Genomic DNA, 18,986 nt, shown 5'->3' with positions numbered 1-18,986 from the left:
TGTAACGTCAACGAATTTTGTTTTTAGAAAGCGCCACGCAGCAGCCGCCCGCGCACGCCTCCATCCTCGGCGCCCACTGCTCCCCCGCCAGACCGCCCAGCAGCGCCAGGTTCATCCCGCACACCAGCCCCGGGAACTCCTCCGCCAGCGCGTGGAACGGGCAGTTGCGCAGCCGCAGCACCTCGCCGTCCCAGAACGGCGCGTACCCGCGCGCCCGCAGCACCTCCTCCAGGTCCGCCCCCGACCCGGCCGCGTCCGGATCCGCCGCGCCCGCGGCCTTCGCCGCCGCCTGCAACTCCCGGTCCAGCCCCGCCCGCTCCACCGTCTCCGCGAGCAGCCGGCCCGCCGCGTCGTACGAACGCGGCGGCACCGACACCGCGAACTCCCCCTCCGCCCGCCGGTACAGCTTCGCCGGCCGCCCCGCGCCCGGGCCGGTCCGCCCCGAGAGCCGCCGGTACGACACCGCCAGCAGCCCCGCCTCGACCAGCTTGTCCAGGTGGAACGCCGCCAGCGACCGGGAGATCCCCGCCGCCTCCGCCGCCGCGTCCCGCCCCACCTCCTCCGGCGCCGCCGCCACATGCCAGTACAGCCGGCGCCGCACCGGATCGCCCAGCGCGCCCAGCGCCGCGTACGAGTCGTCCTCAGAAGCCATCCACCGAGTCTATGACCAATGGTCGTATCCGAAAGACCCCCCGGTGGCGCGAATCACTGCCCGCACCGGCCACCTTGCGCCAGGCTCCGGGATTCCCCGCCACCACTATCTACACCTCTGTAGAGTGATCTCCCCCGATCGGACTCGAAGGAGGCCCACCGTGCTCCCTCCGCAGCTGCAGACCGACCCCACCTGGTCCCCGCCGGAACCCGAAGTCCGCCCCGCCTACCAACCCGTCGAAGTCCGCCTCGACGACACTGCCACCTGGACCCTCGGCCGGATCAACGCCTGGTGGCATGCCCCCGACGGCACCCCCTGGTGCCGCCTGCGCCTCATCGGCGCGGTGCCGCTCTGGTGTCCGTACGACCCGGAACGGATCCTGCTCCTGCCCACGAACGGCACCTGACGGGCTCACCCGGCGCCGACCGCCGGTTCCTCGTCCGCCACCACCGGGTCCACCGGTCCACCAGCAGCGGGACGGGTTCCGGGGCGACCCGCGCGAACTCCTCGACCGGCAACAGCCCCCGGGGCACGGACCACGACGGGCCGCGGTTCCTGCGAGTGCCCGGCCCCGGCAGGTGGAGTCCGTCAGCTCGTCGTTCCCGAACTCCCGCAGCAGTGCGGCCGCTTCCTCCGTCCGTCCGTCCTTCACCGGCCTCTCGGCGGCCGCGTGGCACACTCTCCGACGGTCCTCAGGATCCGCGACTTCACCCGCCGACCGCTGTCGGCGGCCGCCCCACGGCCCGGCCGCCGCGCACCCGGCCGGGCCTGACGGGCAGTCGGGCGGTAGGTCGGGCGGTCAGCGGCGTGTGCCGCAGCTGGGGCAGAACGCGGAGTTGGCGGGCAACTCGGCGTGGCACGAGGTGCATTGCGGGGGTTGGGCGAGGCGGAAGCCGCAGGACGGGCAGAACGGGGTGCCGTGGGTGTCGGCACTGCACTGCGGGCAGACCAGCTGGCGCGCGGCGGTGACGTCGAACTGCTGGGCCTGGGACTGGCCGTGCCGGTACGCGTTCTCGACCACGGCGTCGTTGAGGCCGCGCTGCTGGGCGGCGACGGCCTCGGCGGCGGTGTCGGGCGCGCAGCCCAGGCACAGGCCCTGGGCGGCGCTCCAGCAGCGTTCGCAGACGTAGTGGGTGCAGCGGGCGCAGCGGTTGAAGTGCTGCTGCGCGTTGGTGACGGCGCGCTGGAACGCGGCGTCCCGGCCGCTGCCCCAACTGGCGCCGGCCAGGCCGTCGGCGGCGTTGGTGAGGCCGTTGGAGGCGTTGCCGCCGATCAGGCTCCACGCGGCGCTGACGCCCTTGTTGATCCAGCTCGCGGCCTGCCCGGTGCGGAACGGCTCGAACGGTGAGCGCCAGGTGTCGTAGCAGCGCGAGCAGGAGAACTCGAACTGGAATCCCGCGCCGGTGCCGTGCTGCTCGCTCAGGTCGCGGTAGTTGTTGCTGAAGTAGATCTCACTCATGGCCGCCGCCATACCCCCACACTTCTCACATGTTCGCCGCAGTCACACAGGCTCCCACACGGATGTGCGGAGCCGGAACCGGGCCCTTATCGGGATGCTGACGGTGCGTCAACGACCGAACAGGACCGGTCCCAGCACGGAGGGACGGAGCAGTGTGCTCGGCGGTTCCACCATGGCGGTGACGTGGCCGAACGCGGCGGAGACGGTGGCGTCGGTGGTGGCGCGGGTCAGCAGGCGGTCGAGGAAGCGGTGCTGGAGGCGGATCACGGGGCCGCGCGGGCCGCCGGTGGTGCCGGGGAAGCGGACGTCCTCGCCGGCGGCCATCACCCACGGGTTCTTGGCGGTGGCGGCGATCGCCCGGCGGGCCTCGCGGACGGTGGCGGGCCCGAGTCCGCCGCGCCGGCGGGCGGCCTCGCGCAGGGCGCGGGCACCGAGCGCGGCGACGGAGATGCCCTGCCCGTAGACCGGGTTGAAGGTGCAGGAGGCGTCGCCGAGGGCGAGGAACCCGAGCGGGTCGATGCGTTCGTGCTTGCGCCGGACGCTCGGCCCGGGCACGAACCCGCGTGCGGGGCCCACGGGTTGGGCACTTGCGACGGCCTCCGCGATGGCGGGGTCGCGGAGTTGGCCGAGCTGCTTCTCGAACTCCTCGGGCTGGATGGACGGTTCGAAGCCGCGCATGCCACCGATGCCGACGATCCAGCGATTTCCCTCGACGGGCAGCAGGACGCCGAACCGGCCGTGCTCGGGGGCGTGGGTCTGCACGTAGACGGCGGGCTGGTCCTCGCGGCCGGGCGGCCGGTGGTAGAACCGGCTGGCGTAGGCGACACCGGTGTCCACCCGCTCCACGGGGGTGGTCGGGAAGCCGAGGTCGATCAGCCACCGCCCGGAACGGGTGCCGCGCCCGGCGGCGTCGATCACCAGCTCGGCGGACAGTTCGGTGACGGGGGCGCCGTCCCGGCCGCGTTCACGCAGCTGCACCCCGGTGACGCCGTGCCGGGTGCCGAGCAGGCCGACCACCTCGGTGCCCTCCAGGATCTCGATCGCCGGCTCGCTGCGCACCCGTTGCAGCACCGTGTGGTCGAGCAGCGGGCGGCTGCAACTGAGCATCGCCAGCCCACTGTCGTACGAGGCGAGTCGCCCCACCGGGGTGAGCCACCGCAGCCCACCGGGGACGGGCACCAACTCGGCGCCCGCGGCGAGCAGTTCGGCCCGCGCACCGGGCATCAGCTCGTCGATGGTGCGGTGCCCGGCCTCCAGCAGCAGGTGCCCGTGCCGGGCCTGCGGCACGCCCGCCCGGAAGTCCACCCCGTCCGGGTAGCGGTCGCGTTCGACCACCACCACCCGCCGCGCGACCCCGCGCAACGCCCACGCGGCCAGACACCCGGCCAGCCCGCCACCGATCACCACCGCCGTACCGCGGTCCCCGACCGCCCTCCCCGCAGGACTCATGCCCCGTACAGTAGGCGACCCGCCCCGCACCGTCACCGGTGCGGACACACCCGCTCGCCGGGCGCAGCGCCCCGGACCGACCTTGACGGCACATCGGCCGGGCTGGGGGCGGTCGGCCCGACGGCACATCGACCGGACGACAAATTCGGATGACAGCGCCGCGCGCGCCGTCTACGGTGTCCCCCGGACGCCTCCCGATGCGCTGGGTCTTCCGGTTACTTCCTGACAATGACGCACCGGCACCCGCTTCGATCACGGGGGGCGTTCCTCGGCCCGCCGCTGTCCGGCCCGCTGCTTCGCGCCGGCCGCGCCCCGGCCTGTCTTCCTTCGGCACACCCACCCACCTGGGGGATTTCTGCATGGCCCGCTTCAACCGTCAGCGCAGCAAGGCCGAGACCAGGGCGGAAATCCGCACCGAGACACCGGAATTGTTCGCAGGCGGGGCCAGTGGGGCATTGGTGATGCACGGGCAGTGGCCGGTCGCCCCGCGGGCCGTGCAGGCGCCGCCCGCGCCGCCCGCGCCGCCGCAGGTCGTTCCGCCGCTGGTCAACCACCAGGGCGGGCACGGGTGGCAGCGCGATCCCCGGTCGGAACTGTTCGTGCTCGCCGTGACGCACTTCTCCGGCCAGCACACCTTCTACGAGAGCGCCGACAGCCGCGAGGCGCGCTTCACCTCGCTGGTGCGCCGCTTCGCGCTGGAGGACCCGGAGTGGACGCTGGGCCTGCTGCGCTGGCTGCGCACCGAGGCCCACATCCGGTCCGCCGCGCTCGCCGGCGCGGTCGAGTTCGCCCGGGCCAGGACGGAGGCCAAGGCCCCCGGCCTCTCCCGGCAGGCCGTCGATGCGGTGCTCCAACGCCCGGACGAGCCGGGCGAGTTCCTCGCCCTCTGGACGGCCAGGTACGGCCGCCGGATTCCCCAGCCGGTCCGCCGGGGGCTCGGCGACGCGGTGCGCCGCCTGTACACCGGCCGGGCCCTGCTCAAGTACGACACCCCCTCGCACGCCTTCCGCTTCGCCGACGTGCTGGAACTCGTCCACCCCGCCCCCGCCGCCGACCGGCCCTGGCAGGGCGAGCTGTTCCGCTACGCCCTGGACCGCCGCCACCGCCCCCGGCACGCTCTCCCGCCCGCCACCGAGCCGATGCTGACGGCCCACCACCGGCTGCTCGCCGTACCGGTCGCGGATCGCCGCGCCCTGCTGGACGAACCGGACGCCGCCGACACGCTTGCCGCTGCCGGAATGACCTGGGAGGCGCTGGCGGGCTGGCTGCAGGGCCCGATGGACGCGGCGGCCTGGGAGGCGGCCGTCCCGTCCATGGGCCCGATGGCCCTGGTGCGCAACCTGCGCAACTTCGACCGGGCCGGGATCGACGACCGGGCCGTGGCCGAGGTCGCCGCACGGATCTCCGACCCGGCCGGGGTCGCCCGGTCCCGCCAGTTCCCGTTCCGCTTCCTGGCCGCCCACCGCGCGGCCCGCTCCGCCCACTGGGCGGACGCCCTGGAGGCGGCGCTCGGCCACTCGCTGGCCAACGTCCCGGCGCTGCCCGGCCGGACGCTGATCCTGGTGGACCGCTCCGGGTCGATGTTCTACGTCCCCGAAACCGGCACCTCCCTCACCAGGGCGGACGCGGCGGCGGTGTTCGGCAGCGCGCTCGCGCTGCGCGCCGAACAGGCCGACCTGATCGAGTTCGGCACCGGCAGCCGCAACGTGCCACCGGCACCGGACGGCTCGCTGCTGCGCACCGTCGACCGCTTCCACAACCTGGGCGGCACCGACACCGCGGGCGCGGTGGCCAGGCGTTACCAGGGCCACGACCGCGTGGTGGTGATCACCGACGAGCAGCCGCACTACTCCGGGGCAGCCGACCCGTTCGCCCCGATCCCGCCCGAAGTCCCGGTGTACACCTGGAACTTGGGCGGCTACCAGTTCGGTCACGCCCCGACCGGCCCGCACCGCCACCTCTTCGGCGGCCTCTCGGACGCCGCCTTCCGGCTGGTGCCGCTGCTGGAGGCCGGCGGGCTCGACCGGTGGCCGTGGGAGTCGCCGACCACCGGCTGATCGACCGCACTGGGCGCAGCCGGGGAAGAACCGGGGTGGCGAGAGCGGCCTCCAAGGTCAGGACAGCAGGATCGGATTGGTCAGCGCCGCCATCCGCCCGTCCGGGTGCCGGACCTCGACCCGCACGAAGGACGTCCCGGCGGCGCCCACGACCCGTCCGGTCTCCCAGTCCGCCTTGCCGCGTTCAGTGTGCACACGCACCCGCGGGTCGGGGACACCGGCCAGCCGCAGACGCAGCTCGACGGGGCGGCCGCCAGTGGCCAGGCGCTCGCCGACGCCGGCCCGGCGGCCGTCCGCCTCGGCGGTGAACTCCAGCTCCACGGCGGCGGATTCGGCGATCCAACTGCGCCCGGCACGCAGTGCGGCGAGGATCGCCGGGGTGCTGAGCTCCTCGGCGTACACCACGGTCTGCGGGGTGCCGAGCTGGCCCGCCAGATGGGTGTCGCTGTTGCCGAGGGCGGGCTGCCAGTGACCGGCGTGCACACCGGCGGCCAGGCGGCGGCCCCATTCGGCGTGCGCGGCTTCGTTGTCGGCGTTCCACGGCCGGTCCGAGGTCCACTCGCCGTTCCACACCTCGACCGTGTCGAAACTCTCCAGCGGGAACATCAAGTCCCCACCGGGGTACGGCGCGTGGGGGTGCGCGGCGACGCACAGCCCGCCCGCCGCCCGCACCTCGCGCAGCGCCCGGCGGAACGCCTCTTCGCCCACCCGGTGCTGCCAGTCGACGAGTTGGCCGGGTCGCAGTCCGAGCGCCAGCCAGTGGCCGGTGCGGGTGGTGACTTCCTGACCGGGCAGGATCAGCAGGTCGTCGCCACCGATGCCGTCCCAAGCGCCGGGCTGGGCAGCGCAGTTGTGTTCGGTGACGGCCAGGAAATCCAGCCCGGCGGCGCGGGCCGCCGCTGCCAGTTCGGCGGGGGTGAGCTCCCCGTCCGAATGCACCGAGTGCACGTGGCAGTCACCCCGGTACCAGCCCGGTCCGCGCGTCCGTCCGCCCATCATCCACCTCCCCCGCCGTCAACGGCATTGCGCGGCAAGGGAGTTCCGCCGGGGGATCAGCCCAGGGCGAACCACGGGGACGGGGCATCCTCCAGCGCCTTGCCGAGCAGGAAGGTGTCGTTCGCGGACAGCGGCGGCAGCGCGTCCAGCGGGAACCACTCGACGGCGAGGGATTCGTCGTCGTTGACGTGCGCGGTGCCGGCCAGGAAGCGGCAGCGGAAGGCGACGTTGAGGAACTGGACGTGGTCGCCGTTGGCGCAGACGGACGCGGGGAGGGTGTGCACGCTGGTGATCCGCTCGGGGCGGACGCTGACGCCGGTCTCCTCCCGCACCTCGCGCACCACCGCGTCGGCGGGCTGCTCGCCGGGTTCCATGATGCCGTGCAGCAGCGCCCAACGGCCGCTGTCGGAGCGCCGGTTGAGCAGGATCCTGCCTTCCTGAACGACCACCGCGGTGACGCCGGACAGCCACAGCGGGGCGTGTCCGATGTGCTCGCGCAGGTCGAGGATGAACTTCGGGGTCGCCATGCCCGCACCCTAGGCAGCGGCACGACGGGGAGGCAACCACTGTCCGCACCGTGTCCGGGGCCGCCGGAACGCGGAACGCTGCCCGCCACCTCGCCTGCGGCCGAAGCCCTGGATGCGGAATTCCCAAGCGGAGAAGTAGTAGTACGGCGCCGCCGAACGCGCGGCGCGCCGCCGAAACGCGCGGTGCGCCGCCGCCGACCCCCCGCGAAGGGGCCGACGACGGCGCACCGGCGTCAGAATTCGACGTGGCGTCAGGCCAGCGTGGCGAGCGCGTCGTTGAAGGTCTTCGACGGGCGCATCACGGCGGCGGCCTTGGCCGGGTCGGGCTGGTAGTAGCCGCCGAGCTCGGCGTGCTGGCCCTGGACGGCGATCAGCTCGTCGACGATGGTCTGCTCGTGCTCGGCGAGGGACTTCGCGAGCGGGGCGAACGCGGCGGCGAGCGCGGCGTTCTCGCTCTGGGCGGCCAGCTCCTGGGCCCAGTACATGGCCAGGTAGAAGTGGCTGCCGCGGTTGTCGATGCCGCCGAGGCGACGCGACGGCGACTTGTCCTCGTTGAGGAAGGTGCCGGTGGCGCGGTCCAGGGTGTCGGCCAGGACCTTCGCGCCGGCGTTGCCGGTGGTGGTGGCCAGGTGCTCGAAGGAGGCGGCCAGCGCGAAGAACTCGCCGAGCGAGTCCCAGCGCAGGTAGTTCTCCTTGACCAGCTGCTGGACGTGCTTCGGGGCGGAGCCGCCGGCGCCGGTCTCGAACAGGCCGCCGCCCGCCATCAGCGGGACGACCGACAGCATCTTGGCGCTGGTGCCCAGCTCCAGGATCGGGAACAGGTCGGTCAGGTAGTCGCGCAGCACGTTGCCGGTGACCGAGATGGTGTTCTCGCCGCGGCGGATGCGCTCCAGGGAGAGCTTGGTGGCCTCGACCGGGGAGAGGATCTGGATGTCCAGGCCCTCGGTGTCGTGCTCGGGGAGGTAGGTCTTGATCTTCTCGATCAGCACGGCGTCGTGCGCACGGTTCGGGTCCAGCCAGAACACGGCCGGGTCGCCGGTGGCGCGGGCGCGGGTGACGGCCAGCTTGACCCAGTCCTGGATCGGCAGGTCCTTGGTCTGGCAGGCGCGGAAGATGTCGCCCGGCTGGACGGCCTGCTCCAGCACGGTCTCGCCGTTGGTGTCGACCAGGCGGACGGTGCCGGCGGCGCCGATCTCGAAGGTCTTGTCGTGGCTGCCGTACTCCTCGGCGGCCTGGGCCATCAGGCCGACGTTCGGGACGGAGCCCATGGTGGCCGGGTCCAGCGCGCCGTGGGCGCGGCAGTCGTCGATGACGGCCTGGTAGACGCCCGCGTAGGAGCTGTCCGGCAGCACGGCGAGGGTGTCGGCCTCCTGGCCGTCCGGGCCCCACATGTGGCCGGAGGTGCGGATCATGGCCGGCATCGAGGCGTCCACGATGACGTCGCTGGGGACGTGCAGGTTGGTGATGCCCTTGTCGGAGTCGACCATGGCGAGGGCCGGGCCGTCGGCGATCTCGGCGTCGAAGGAGGCCTTGATCTCGGCGCCGTTGGCGAGCTTGTCCAGGCCGGCCAGGATGCCGCCGAGGCCGTTGTTCGGGTTCAGACCGGCAGCGGCCAGGTCGCCGCCGAACGCGGCGAAGGTCTTCGGGAAGAAGCTGCGCACCACGTGGCCGAACATGATCGGGTCGGAGACCTTCATCATGGTGGCCTTGAGGTGCACCGAGAACAGCACGCCCTCGGCCTTGGCGCGGGCGACCTGCGCGGCCAGGAACTCGTTCAGCGCGGCGGCGCGCATCACGGAGGCGTCGACGACCTCGCCGGCCAGCACCGGGACCTTCTCGCGCAGCACGGTGACGGCGCCGTCCTCGGCGACCAGCTCGATGCGCAGCGCGCCGTCGGCGGCGATCACGGCGGACTTCTCGGTGGAGGCGAAGTCGTTGACGCCCATGGTGGCGACGTTGGTCTTGGAGTCGGCCGACCAGGCACCCATGCGGTGCGGGTGGGTCTTGGCGTAGTTCTTCACCGACAGCGGGGCGCGGCGGTCGGAGTTGCCCTCGCGCAGCACCGGGTTGACGGCGGAGCCCTTGACCTTGTCGTAGCGGGCGCGGATGTCGCGCTCCTCGTCGGTCTTCGGCTCGTCCGGGTACTCCGGCAGCGCGTAGCCCTGGGCCTGCAGCTCGGCGATGGCCGCCTTCAGCTGCGGCATGGAGGCCGAGATGTTCGGCAGCTTGATGATGTTCGCGCCGGGGGTCTTGGCCAGCTCGCCCAGCTCGGCGAGGGCGTCCGCGATGCGCTGGTCCTCCTGGAGGTACTCCGGGAAGACGGCGATGATCCGACCGGCCAGCGAGATGTCACGGGTCTCCACGCTCACACCTGCGGTGGCGGCGTAGGCCTGGACAACCGGCAGGAAGGAGTACGTGGCGAGGGCGGGGGCCTCGTCCGTGTGGGTGTAGATGATGGTCGAGTCAGTCACCGTAGCTCCAGCTTCCACGTCTGCAACGTCTTGACGTCAAGATATCTCGACTCGGGGGCATCTCCGCAACCAACCCCCCGCGCGGGGTCCGTCCCCAGGTCTCAGTGCGCCTTCGCGCGGGCGGCTTCGGCACGGGCCGCGGCCTGTGCGCGGGCGGCGATGTTGCGTGCCATTCCACCGAACACCACGGCGTGGAACGGCGCGACCGACCACCAGTACGCCTGGCCGGGCAGGCCGTGCGGGTGGAACAGGGCGCGCTGGTGGTAACGCGCGCCCTCGCCCTCGGGGGTGACGGTGAGTTCCAGCCAGGCCAGACCCGGCAGGCGCATCTCGGCGCGCAGCCGCAGCAGCCGGCCGGGTTCGATCTCCTCGACCCGCCAGAAGTCCAGCGAATCGCCGACCCGCAGCCGCCCGGGCGAGCGGCGCCCGCGCCGCAGCCCGACGCCGCCCGCCAGCCGGTCCAGCGCGCCGCGCACCCACCAGGCCAGCGGGAACGAGTACCAGCCGTGCTCGCCGCCGATCCCCTCGACCACCTGCCACAACGCCTGCGGCGGGGCGTCGGCGTACCGCTCCCGGACGTCCTGGTACAGGCTGCCGCCGGCCCAGTCCGGGTCGGTCGGCAGCGGGTCGCTGGGCGCGCCCGGCAGCGAGGCGGAGGACCAGCGGGTGGCGACCTCGTCGTCGCGGATCCGGCGCAGCGCGAGTTCGACGGCCCGGTCGAAACCGATCGCGCCACCCGGCGGATCCGGAATCCACCGGGCGAGGTCACGCTCGCCGCACACCACCTCGTACCGCAGCGACTCGACCAGCGGCCGGGCCAGCGCGCCGGGGACGGGCGTCACCAGGCCGACCCACCGCGCGGACAGACCGGGCGAGAGCACAGGCACCGCGACGATCAGCCGGCGCCGCAGGCCCGCCACGCGGGTGTAGCGCTGCATCATCGCGCGGTACGTGAGCACCTCCGGCCCGCCGATGTCGAACACCCGGTCGGTGTCCGGCCCGTCCGGCAGACCGGCCGCGCCGACCAGGCACCGCAGCACGTCACGCACCGCGATCGGCTGGATCCGGGTGTCCACCCAGCGCGGCGTGACCATCACGGGCAGCCGCTCGGTCAGGTACCGCAGCACCTCGAAGGACGCCGAACCGGACCCGATCACCACCGCCGCCCGCAGCTCCGTGACGGCCACCCCGCCCTCGCGCAGCGCCCGGCCGGTGGCCACCCGGGACCGCAGGTGCGGCGAGAGCTGCGCCTGCGGCACGTCCGGTGGCACCAGTCCGCCGAGGTAGACGATCCGCCGCACCCCGGCCCGGGACGCCGCCCACCCGAACGCGCGGGCGGCCTCCCGGTCCACGGCTTCGAAGTCCGGCCCGGTGCCGAGCGAATGCACCAGGTAGTACGCGACGTCGATGCCGTCCAGCGGCCCGTCGAGCGTCTCGGGCCGGGTGACGTCCCCCGCGACGGCCTCCACCGCGCCCCGCCACGGGTAGTCACGCAGCCGCGCGGGCTCCCGCACCAGACAGCGCACCCGATGGCCGGCGGCCAGCAGTTCGGGCACCAGCCGCCCACCGAGATACCCCGTCGCCCCCGTCACCAGACACCGCACCGCCACCGCCTCCCGTCCCCAGCGTCACATGATCGACCGAAGCATGCTGGCCGGCCGTGCCATGCCCGGCAGAACCGGGCGAAGGAAGCTCCCGCGCTCCGCAGCCCGCGCGTCAGCTCGGCGTGGCGCGGGCGCGGCGATGGGCGGCGACACGTTCGCGGGTGGCGCAGCGGCGGGAGCAGTAGCGGCGCTCGATGCCGCTGCCCTGGGTGAGGTACACGTTCCGGCAGCGGGATGCGGCGCAGCTCCCGCCGGGCGGACGGCCACGCTCCCACAGCAGGACGGCGAGGGCCAGACAGGACGAGGCGATCAGCCACTCGTCCCACGGGGCGTCGTCCGCGTGGTCGAGGTGGGGGTGCCAGCCGGTGGCGCCGCCGTGGGTGGTGAGCCGCAGCGGGCCGGTGTGTTCGCGCAGCAGCCGGTTGAGGGCGGCGGCCGCGCGGTCGGTGTCGGGCGCGAGGAACACCTCCCGCAGCCGGTCGGTGGCGGTGCGCAGCGCGGCCACGTCCTCGGCGGTGAGATCGACGGGCTCGGGTTCGCCGTGGGCGCGCAGGATCGCGGCGAGCTCGGCCGGGCCGGGGGCGTGGTCGGCGTGGTCGGCGGCGAAGGCGTTGATCAGCGCGGTGGCGCGGGCCGCCGAGGTCAGGACGGAGGGCCGTAGCGGCGGGTCGGCGGGCGATGTGGTCGACACCTCGGCAATGTAACGCATCTTGTCGAGTTTTCCGTTACCGACGTAGCGTCCGGCGAGTGATCAGGAGTTCTTTCCTCGGACGGTGTCTGGCGGGGGCCGCGGTGGCCCGAACGGGTGACGAAATGTCGGGGCCCGCCCTGCTGCTGGCGGGTTTCGCCGCAGCGGGCTCGACGGGCGAGGCATCGGCCCTGCTGGCAGCCCTGACCGCCGCATCGGCCCTCGGCGGCCCCCTGCTCGGCGTCCGCCTGGACCGCGCCCGCCACCCCGGCCGGCTGCTCGCCCGGGCACTCGCGCTGTACGCGGCGGGCCTCCTCGCCGTCCTCGCCTCCCTGGGCCACCTCCCGCTGCCCGCCGTCCTGGCCCTCGCTGCCGCGACCGGCCTGCTCGGCCCCGCCCTGTCCGGCGGCTGGACGGCCCAACTCCCCCACGTCGCACCACCCGACCGACTCCCCCGCGCCAACGCCCTCGACGCCATGACGTACGACGTGGCAGCCCTCGCCGGCCCGGCCCTGGCCGGCGTGCTCGCGGCCGCCTGCGGGGCGGACGCGGCGGTGCTGCTCGCGGCAGCCCTGATCGCCACCGCCCTCCCGGCGGCCTGGACACTGCCGGGCCGGCCCGAGACCCGGTCGGATGACAATGCCGCCCGAACGGACCGGGACGCGTCGGACCGGGACGCGTCGGACCGGGACGCGTCGGACCGGGACGCGTCGGACCGGGACAGAGCCCGCCCGGGCCAGGGCGCCCCGCCAGGCCAGGACGACGCCCGCCCGCACCGGCGCGCTGCCCGCTCGCGCCGCAGCCGCGCCCGCTCGGGCCAGGACGCCGCCACATCCCGGGACGATGCCTCGCACCGCGACGCTTCCCGCTCCGACCGGAACACCGGGCCGGGCCCGGACCACACCCGACCCGGCCGGAGACCCGTCTCGGTGCGATCCGAACTCGCCTCCGGCCTACGGGCGTTGACGTCCCGCCCGGCGCTGGCCCGGGCGACTCTCAGCTCGGTCGGCGCCTGCGCGGGCCAGGGCATGCTGGCGGCCTGCCTGCCGTTGCTGGGCGAACGCACGCTGGGCGGCGCGAGCCGCGGCCCGCTGCTGCTGACCTGCACGGCGGTGGCCGCCCTGCTGACGAACGCGGCACTCGCCCGACGCCCCCACCTGCTCGCGCCGGACGCGGCGGTCCGCATCGGCGCGCTCGTGCAGGCGGCCGCACTGGCCCTGGCCGCGACCGGAGCGAACGGTCGGCCATGGGTGCTGCTCCTGGCGGCCACGCTGGCGGGCCTCGGCGACGGGCCGCTGCTGACCGGCCTGTTCGCCGTCCGTCACCGCGAGGCACCCGCCCACCTGCGGGGCCAGATCTTCACCACCGGCGCCAGCCTCAAGATCACCGCCTTCGCCCTGGGCACCGCCCTGGCCGGCCCGATCGCCACCCACTCCGCCCCCACGGCACTCGTCCTCGCCGCCGCGCTGACAGCCGCCACGACGCTGCGCCACCGCCCCCACCGCACCCGGGCCTGACCTCCCGTCACCGGCTCACCCTCGCGGTGGGCGCCTTCGTCATCTGGCCGACGCAGTCCTGATCGTCCGTCCGGTGACAGTCCCGGGCGTCAGGCGGACCCAGCGGCCATGGGCGGGGGGCTGGGGCAGCTCGGCGAGGAGGGCGAGGTCGGTGACGTATTCGAGGGCGCCGGTCATCAGGACGCTCCAGCCCTCGTGGAGCTTCGGGTCGGTGCGGTCCACCTCGAACGCGGCCTCGCGGTTCGCGTCGGGGGCGAGGGCACCGTCGGGGTTGGTGCGGTAGAGGATCGTCCGGTCGTGCACCAGGTATCCGACCGGTCGCACCACGGGGCCGTCGGGGCCGGTGCGGGCGAGGCGGCCGAGGCCGCCGGGGCCGAGGCGGGTCCAGCATTCGGGGACGGTCAGTTCGCCCAGGAGCGGTGGTCCGACCAGTGGGGCGCTGTCCGCGTCGGGCGCGGCGGCGTGCAGGCGTTCCTCGGGGCGGCCGGAGACGAGTTCCTGGTACTCCAGGCCGAGGACCGCCGCCAGCCGGAGCAGCGCAGGCCGGTCGAAGTCGCAGCCGAGGTCCAGCACCCGGCGCAGGTAGGCGATCGACATGCCGGCCCTGGTCGCGGCCTGCGCCTCGGTGAGCCCGAGGTCGGCGAGGCGGTCGGCGAAACGCCGGACGAGCTCGGCCGGTGTCGCGGGCACGGCCGGCGTCGCGGGCGTGGCAGGTGCGTGTTCGTCGGTCACTTCGGTCACCTCCCTGCTGGTGGCTGGTGGCGGTAGCTCCATGGTGCGCGCCGGGGGCCCGCTCCGGCACAGGAGTTGGGCCCGTTCGGGCCCACCTCGGTGCCCCGCTGCGCCGAAGGGACCAACGGCCCACTCGGGCGGGCCCGGCGACCCATGGCGAGCCCCCGGGGCTGGGGGAAGAGTGGTCAACGACTCCCGAGGCGGGCGACAGGGCCCGCGGGGATTCGAACAGGGAGGCACCGCCATGAATCGTCCCGTTCTCGCCGCCGTGGACGCGTCCGTCCGCAGCCGGGCCGCCGCTCAGTGGGCCGCGCAGGAGGCCGCCCGGCGGGGAGCGCCGCTGCGCCTGCTGCACGCCTGGCCGTACATGGGCCGGAAGGTCAACGACCTGGTCAAGATCGACGAGCTGGAGGTGGGCGCGCAGAACATGCTGGGCGACCTCACCCAGGAGCTCGCCGCCGCGTACCCGGGAGTGGCGGTCTCCTCCGAGCTGGTGCCGGACGCGGCGATCGACGGTCTGACGGCCGCCGCCGAGCAGGGCCAGCTGCTGGTGATCGGGACCCGGGGTCTGGGCGGGTTCCACGGGCTGCTGGTCGGTTCGGTGAGTCTGGGCGTGGCCGGCCGGTCGAAGACGCCGGTGGTACTGGTCCGCGAGGGCGGTCCCGCGCCGGAGTCGCCCGAGCCGGAGGTGACGGTCGGCTTCGACGCGCTCGAACCGGCGGACGCCGTCCTGGAGTTCGCGTTCGAGGAGGCGCAGCTGCGCGGTGCCCGGGTGCGGGTGGTGCACGGCTGGGAGCTGCCGCCGACCTACGGGTACGCGGGCTGGGTCCCGGTGGAGTCCGAGCGCCAGGAGCTCGGTGCGCTGGCCGTCGGCATGGTCGCGGACGCGGTCGCGCCGTGGCGGGAGAAGTACCCGCGCACCCTGGTGCTGGAGGACGTCCGGACCGGCGGCGGTGCGGCCGCGCTGGTGGAGGCGTCCGCGCAGTCGGACCTGGTGGTGGTGGGTCGCCGTACCCGCGCCCTCAACCTCGGCCCGAAGCTCGGCTCGGTCGCGCACGCGGTGATCCACCACGCGCAGGCCCCGGTGGCGGTCGTCCCGCACGACTGACGCCCCCTCAAGCCCCCGGTTCCTCCCCCGGACCGGGTCGCCAGGCCGCCCCGTCACCGCCCACCGCCTCCGGGTGGCGACGGGGCGGCCACATGGCTTCGGGCCCGTGCGCTGTCGCACCCGGCGGGCAGGCTGACCGCCATGGACAACGACGAGTTCTGGCAGCTGATCGACTCCGCCCGGGCGGTGGCCACGCCCGAGGTCCCGTTCGAGCGGGCGCTGGTGGACGTTCTGGCCGCCCGCCCGGAGGCGGAGATCCTGCGTTTCGAGGTCTGCTTCGAGCGCCTGCATCACGCCCTGTACCGGTGGGACGTCTGGGCGGCGGCGTACCTGATCGGCGGCGGCTGCTCCGACGACTCCTTCATGGACTTCCGGGCCGGCGTGATCGCCGAGGGCCGCGCCTGGTACGAGAAGGTGCTGGCCGGGCCGGACGTGATCGCCGAACACCCGGCGGCGGCCGGTGAGAACCGCTTCGACGCGGAGGACGTGTTCTTCAACGAGGCCGTCAACTACGGTGCGTCGTACGCCTTCGAGCGCCGCACCGGCGACCGGGCCGCCTTCCACCGGGCCTACGAACGCCACCGCGCCGAGCAGGGCCTCAGCCGGGTACCCGCCACCGACCGGGACGCGGGCATGGGCGAGTCGTTCGACTTCGACGACGACGCCGAGATGCACCGCCGCCTGCCCCGCCTGGCCGCGCTCTATCTCGTCGACTGACCGGCCGCGCAGGGGATTTGATCGCCCGTCAGCGGTCGAAGCGGAACGCCAGCAGCGTCGCGTCGTCCTCCGACAGCGGGCCGGACATGTCGCGGACCACGGCGTCCACCAGGTCCTGCAGGGTGGGCTCCGCGGCGTGCGCCTCGACGGCCGCGCGGAGGGCGGCGAGGCGCAGGTCGAGATCCTGGTCGCGGCGTTCGACCAGGCCGTCGGTGTAGAACAGCACCGTGTCGCCGGGCCGGACGTGCGTTTCGACGGCCCGGTAGGCGACCACCGGCAGCACGCCGAACGGCGGGCCGACCTCGGCGGGCAGCAGGCCGGCGCGGCCGTCGCGCAGCAGGACCGGCGGCGGGTGGCCGGCGCAGATCCAGCGCAGCAGGCGCCGGTCGGGGTAGTAGCGGGAGACGATCGCGGTGGCGGTGGATTCGTCGCTGTCGTCGCAGGCGATCCGGTTGAGCCAGCCGCCGAGGGACTCCACCAGGGCGCCGGTGAACGCCAGTCCGGCCAGCGCGTGCCGCAGCATGGACATCAGCGCGACCGCGTCCAGCCCGTGCCCACGGGCGTCCCCGACCGCCAACAGGGCACGCCCGTCGGGCAGTTGGCGGACCTTGAACCAGTCGCCGCCGACCGGACCCTCGGCCGGGCGGTAGGCGACGGCGGAGGTGACGCCGAGGCCGACCAGGGTCGCGGAGCGCGGCTGCAGCGCGTCCTGGAGGCGCTTGACCACGGTGTGCTCGGCGTCGGCGCGGCGGGCCTGGCGCTCGGTCTCCTCCTGCTGCTCGCGCAGTCGGCGCTGGCTCTCGTACAGCTCGGTGACGTCCTGCAGGACGGCCCGCAGGCCCTCGATCGGGCCGTTCTCCTCGCGGACCACCTCGGCCACCAGCCGGATCCGGCGGGGGCGGCCGACGCCGTACAGCTCGGTGAGCACGTCGATGTCGGCGCCGGTGGTGAGCAGCTGGTTCAGTGCGCGGTACAGCGCGGGGCGGGCGGTCTCGGTGACCCGGGACAGCAGCTGCGGGACGCTCAGCGTGACGGTGTCGGGGGTGCGGCCGAGCAGCACGGCCAGGCCGGGCGAGATGTCGAGCCGCCCGTCGCGCAGGCTCCACTCGGCCCAGCCGACCCGGGCGATCCGCTGCGCGGCCCGGGCCACCTCCTCGGTCCGGTCGTCGGTCCACAGCAGCAGCAGGCGGCGGCCGAGCCGGTGCACGGTGAGCCGTTCCCGGCGGCTGCGGGCGGCGCCGTCCGGGCCCGCGCCGTCCCACCGCACCGGCAGGCCGCGCGCGGCGTGCCCGGTGCGCAGCACCTCCTCGACGGCCTCGGCGACCGGCTCCGTCCACAGCCCCGGGTACGCCTCCCGCAGCGAGACGCCGTGCCCGGTGGCGGCCTGCCCGGACAGCTGCTCCGGGTGGTGCGGGTGCCGAACGACGGCCTCGTTGGCGATCACCACCGCCAGGTCGAGCACGGCGCCGTCGGCGTCCCGGACGGGCTCGGCGAGCACGGCCGCCTGCGGGACGGCGTCCAGCAGGCGGTACAGGTCCTGCTCCGGCGGGCGGGCCAGGTCCGGATCCAGCGCGGCATCGGGGACGAGCGGTGGCGGCCCGGAGGCGAGCTCGGGCGAACGGCCCGGGTGCTCCTCGCGCAGCCGGCGGACGGTGCGGCGCAGCGCCTCGCCCCAGTCGGCCTGCCCGGCTCGCCCGTCCAACCCGCGCCCCTCTCCGCTCGGCGTTCCCTGCCACTGTTCCGGCCCGCCGCACCGCCCGACGACCGCACCGGCCCGGACGGGTGACCCCGCCACCCGGCCGGATCGACACTACGTCACCACCCGTCGGCGGGCCCGGGAACCAGCGGTTCCCACGGGGCGTTGTCGGCACGGAACGATCTTCGGTAAAAGTGGAGGATTCGCATGTCAACGGCCTTGGCCAAGGGAGCCAACGTTCCCGTGCTCCGGGACGGCAAGGGCTCTGCGACCGTCCTGGTCGGCCTCGGGTGGCAGGCCGCCGGCGAATACGACCTGGACGCGAACGCGCTGCTGTGCGACGCCGACGGGAAGGCGCTTTCCGACCAGCACTTCGTCTTCTTCAACAACCTCACCAGCCCCGACGGAGCCGTCACCCACCTCGGCGACCCGGGCGACGGCACCGACCGCGAGCGGCTGAGCGTCGACCTGAACGCGGTCGAGGAGCGGGTGCAGCGGATCGTCTTCACGGTGGCGATCTACCAGGCCGACGAGCGCCGCCAGGCCTTCGGCTCGGTGCGCGGCGCGTACGTCCGCGTGGCGGACGCGGCGGGCGGCGGCGAGCTGGCCCGCTACGAGCTCGGCCCCGAACTGACCACCGAGACCGCCGTCGTCTTCGGCGAGCTCTACCGGCACGGCGGCGGCTGGAAGTTCCGCGCCATCGGCCAGGGTTACGCCTCCGGGCTGGCCGGCATCGCCACCGACTTCGGCGTCGCGGTCCTGGCCCCGGCACCGGCCGCTGCTCCGGCTGCTCCTGCGGTTCCGCCGATGCCTGCCGCCGCGCCTGCGCCGCTTCCCGTACCCACCGTGGCGGTGCCTGTTCCCGTCCTGCCCGAGACGACCTCCGGAGGCTCCCCGGTGACCTGCTTCTTCGACCCCGCGCACGGCCCCGGCAGCACGGCCGTCCTCTGGTCCCCGCAGTGGGGCGTCCCGCGCCAGATCCAGGCCTGCGGCGCCTGCGCCCAGCGCGTCCAGACCACCCCGCCGCCGTACTACACCGCCCCCGCCGCCGCCGGTTACCCGCAGCAGCAGGGCTACGCCCAGCCCGGCCACCCCCAGCAGGGCGGCTACCCGCCCGAGCAGCAGCAGGGCGGCCGCCGCTTCGGCACCGGCGCGCTGATCGGCGCGGGTGCGGCCGGCCTGGTCGGCGGCGCGCTGCTGGCCGAGGCGTTCGACGACGACAGCCCGGACGTGATCGTCAACAACTACTACGAGGACTGACCCCGTCCCGCCTGCGCCCCGGCCACTCACCCCGGCCGGGGCGCAGTCGCGTC

At 74.4% G+C, this 18,986-nt stretch carries 16 protein-coding genes; 6 read left to right on the top strand and 10 right to left on the bottom strand.

Annotated features, from left to right (window positions below; all coding sequences use genetic code 11):
* Window positions 1-7: 7 nt before the first annotated feature.
* On the bottom strand, window positions 8-652 hold the full coding sequence (locus tag ACFV18_RS08490; RefSeq protein ID WP_380480635.1) for a helix-turn-helix transcriptional regulator: 645 nt from the start codon (window positions 650-652) through the stop codon (window positions 8-10).
* Between the two features lie 160 nt (window positions 653-812).
* Here ACFV18_RS08490 and ACFV18_RS08485 point away from each other — a divergent pair, with 160 nt between their 5' ends.
* Window positions 813-1,058: a hypothetical protein gene (locus tag ACFV18_RS08485; RefSeq protein WP_380480633.1), complete on the top strand. Its 246-nt coding sequence runs from the start codon at window positions 813-815 to the stop codon at window positions 1,056-1,058.
* 393 nt (window positions 1,059-1,451) lie between these two features.
* Here ACFV18_RS08485 and ACFV18_RS08480 read toward each other — a convergent pair whose 3' ends face one another.
* Window positions 1,452-2,111, bottom strand: a complete 660-nt coding sequence (locus ACFV18_RS08480) for a zinc ribbon domain-containing protein (protein WP_380480631.1) — start codon at window positions 2,109-2,111, stop codon at window positions 1,452-1,454.
* A gap of 108 nt (window positions 2,112-2,219) precedes the next feature.
* Window positions 2,220-3,560, bottom strand: coding sequence for an NAD(P)/FAD-dependent oxidoreductase (locus ACFV18_RS08475; RefSeq protein WP_380480629.1), 1,341 nt, complete (start codon window positions 3,558-3,560; stop codon window positions 2,220-2,222).
* Window positions 3,561-3,919: 359 nt separating this feature from the next.
* On the opposite strand from ACFV18_RS08475, the gene ACFV18_RS08470 reads away from it, so the two are divergent.
* Entirely contained in the window at window positions 3,920-5,617 is a 1,698-nt protein-coding gene (locus ACFV18_RS08470; protein ID WP_380480627.1) for a TROVE domain-containing protein, read from the top strand.
* A 57-nt stretch (window positions 5,618-5,674) separates the two neighbouring features.
* Here the strand turns inward: ACFV18_RS08470 and ACFV18_RS08465 are convergent, their stop codons facing one another.
* The 5 genes from ACFV18_RS08465 to ACFV18_RS08445 form a co-directional block, all read right to left on the bottom strand.
* Complete coding sequence (locus ACFV18_RS08465) at window positions 5,675-6,613, bottom strand: CehA/McbA family metallohydrolase (protein WP_380480626.1); 939 nt, start codon at window positions 6,611-6,613, stop codon at window positions 5,675-5,677.
* A gap of 56 nt (window positions 6,614-6,669) precedes the next feature.
* Entirely contained in the window at window positions 6,670-7,140 is a 471-nt protein-coding gene (locus ACFV18_RS08460; RefSeq protein WP_380480624.1) for an NUDIX domain-containing protein, read from the bottom strand.
* Between the two features lie 251 nt (window positions 7,141-7,391).
* A complete protein-coding gene (locus tag ACFV18_RS08455; RefSeq protein WP_380480622.1) occupies window positions 7,392-9,611 on the bottom strand; it encodes an NADP-dependent isocitrate dehydrogenase in 2,220 nt (739 codons plus the stop codon).
* A 101-nt stretch (window positions 9,612-9,712) separates the two neighbouring features.
* Entirely contained in the window at window positions 9,713-11,215 is a 1,503-nt protein-coding gene (locus tag ACFV18_RS08450; protein WP_380480620.1) for an SDR family oxidoreductase, read from the bottom strand.
* A 112-nt stretch (window positions 11,216-11,327) separates the two neighbouring features.
* Entirely contained in the window at window positions 11,328-11,924 is a 597-nt protein-coding gene (locus tag ACFV18_RS08445) for a CGNR zinc finger domain-containing protein (RefSeq protein ID WP_380480618.1), read from the bottom strand.
* A 104-nt stretch (window positions 11,925-12,028) separates the two neighbouring features.
* On the opposite strand from ACFV18_RS08445, the gene ACFV18_RS08440 reads away from it, so the two are divergent.
* Complete coding sequence (locus ACFV18_RS08440; protein ID WP_380480616.1) at window positions 12,029-13,420, top strand: MFS transporter; 1,392 nt, start codon at window positions 12,029-12,031, stop codon at window positions 13,418-13,420.
* A 39-nt stretch (window positions 13,421-13,459) separates the two neighbouring features.
* On the opposite strand, the gene ACFV18_RS08435 is transcribed toward ACFV18_RS08440, so the two are convergent.
* Window positions 13,460-14,152, bottom strand: a complete 693-nt coding sequence (locus ACFV18_RS08435; protein ID WP_380480615.1) for a pyridoxamine 5'-phosphate oxidase family protein — start codon at window positions 14,150-14,152, stop codon at window positions 13,460-13,462.
* 244 nt (window positions 14,153-14,396) lie between these two features.
* Between ACFV18_RS08435 and ACFV18_RS08430 the strand changes: the two genes are divergently transcribed.
* Window positions 14,397-15,260, top strand: coding sequence for a universal stress protein (locus tag ACFV18_RS08430; RefSeq protein ID WP_380480613.1), 864 nt, complete (start codon window positions 14,397-14,399; stop codon window positions 15,258-15,260).
* Window positions 15,261-15,401: 141 nt separating this feature from the next.
* Window positions 15,402-15,977, top strand: coding sequence for a DUF4240 domain-containing protein (locus ACFV18_RS08425; RefSeq protein WP_380480611.1), 576 nt, complete (start codon window positions 15,402-15,404; stop codon window positions 15,975-15,977).
* 28 nt (window positions 15,978-16,005) lie between these two features.
* Here ACFV18_RS08425 and ACFV18_RS08420 read toward each other — a convergent pair whose 3' ends face one another.
* Window positions 16,006-17,679, bottom strand: a complete 1,674-nt coding sequence (locus ACFV18_RS08420; protein WP_380480609.1) for a PP2C family protein-serine/threonine phosphatase — start codon at window positions 17,677-17,679, stop codon at window positions 16,006-16,008.
* A gap of 201 nt (window positions 17,680-17,880) precedes the next feature.
* Here ACFV18_RS08420 and ACFV18_RS08415 point away from each other — a divergent pair, with 201 nt between their 5' ends.
* Window positions 17,881-18,933 carry a TerD family protein gene (locus tag ACFV18_RS08415; RefSeq protein WP_380480607.1) on the top strand — a complete coding sequence of 351 codons (1,053 nt, stop codon included), beginning with the start codon at window positions 17,881-17,883 and terminating at the stop codon, window positions 18,931-18,933.
* Window positions 18,934-18,986: the final 53 nt, after the last annotated feature.

The organism is Kitasatospora sp. NPDC059673 (assembly GCF_042734215.1).
Taxonomy (GTDB): Bacteria; Actinomycetota; Actinomycetes; order Streptomycetales; family Streptomycetaceae; genus Kitasatospora.
Note: the sequence above shows the minus strand (reverse complement) of the source record. Positions and strands in the feature narration are given on the sequence as shown.

Bases quoted from the DNA above. Each gene is read 5' to 3' on its own strand.
- ACFV18_RS08490 (WP_380480635.1), bottom strand. From the start codon at position 652: ATGGCTTCTGAGGACGACTCGTACGCGGCGCTGGGCGCGCTGGGCGAT.
- ACFV18_RS08460 (WP_380480624.1), bottom strand. From the start codon at position 7,140: ATGGCGACCCCGAAGTTCATCCTCGACCTGCGCGAGCACATCGGACAC.
- ACFV18_RS08425 (WP_380480611.1), top strand. From the start codon at position 15,402: ATGGACAACGACGAGTTCTGGCAGCTGATCGACTCCGCCCGGGCGGTG.
- ACFV18_RS08430 (WP_380480613.1), top strand. From the start codon at position 14,397: ATGAATCGTCCCGTTCTCGCCGCCGTGGACGCGTCCGTCCGCAGCCGG.
- ACFV18_RS08480 (WP_380480631.1), bottom strand. From the start codon at position 2,111: ATGAGTGAGATCTACTTCAGCAACAACTACCGCGACCTGAGCGAGCAG.
- ACFV18_RS08415 (WP_380480607.1), top strand. From the start codon at position 17,881: ATGTCAACGGCCTTGGCCAAGGGAGCCAACGTTCCCGTGCTCCGGGAC.
- ACFV18_RS08440 (WP_380480616.1), top strand. From the start codon at position 12,029: ATGTCGGGGCCCGCCCTGCTGCTGGCGGGTTTCGCCGCAGCGGGCTCG.
- ACFV18_RS08465 (WP_380480626.1), bottom strand. From the start codon at position 6,613: ATGGGCGGACGGACGCGCGGACCGGGCTGGTACCGGGGTGACTGCCAC.
- ACFV18_RS08475 (WP_380480629.1), bottom strand. From the start codon at position 3,560: ATGAGTCCTGCGGGGAGGGCGGTCGGGGACCGCGGTACGGCGGTGGTG.
- ACFV18_RS08470 (WP_380480627.1), top strand. From the start codon at position 3,920: ATGGCCCGCTTCAACCGTCAGCGCAGCAAGGCCGAGACCAGGGCGGAA.
- ACFV18_RS08445 (WP_380480618.1), bottom strand. From the start codon at position 11,924: ATGCGTTACATTGCCGAGGTGTCGACCACATCGCCCGCCGACCCGCCG.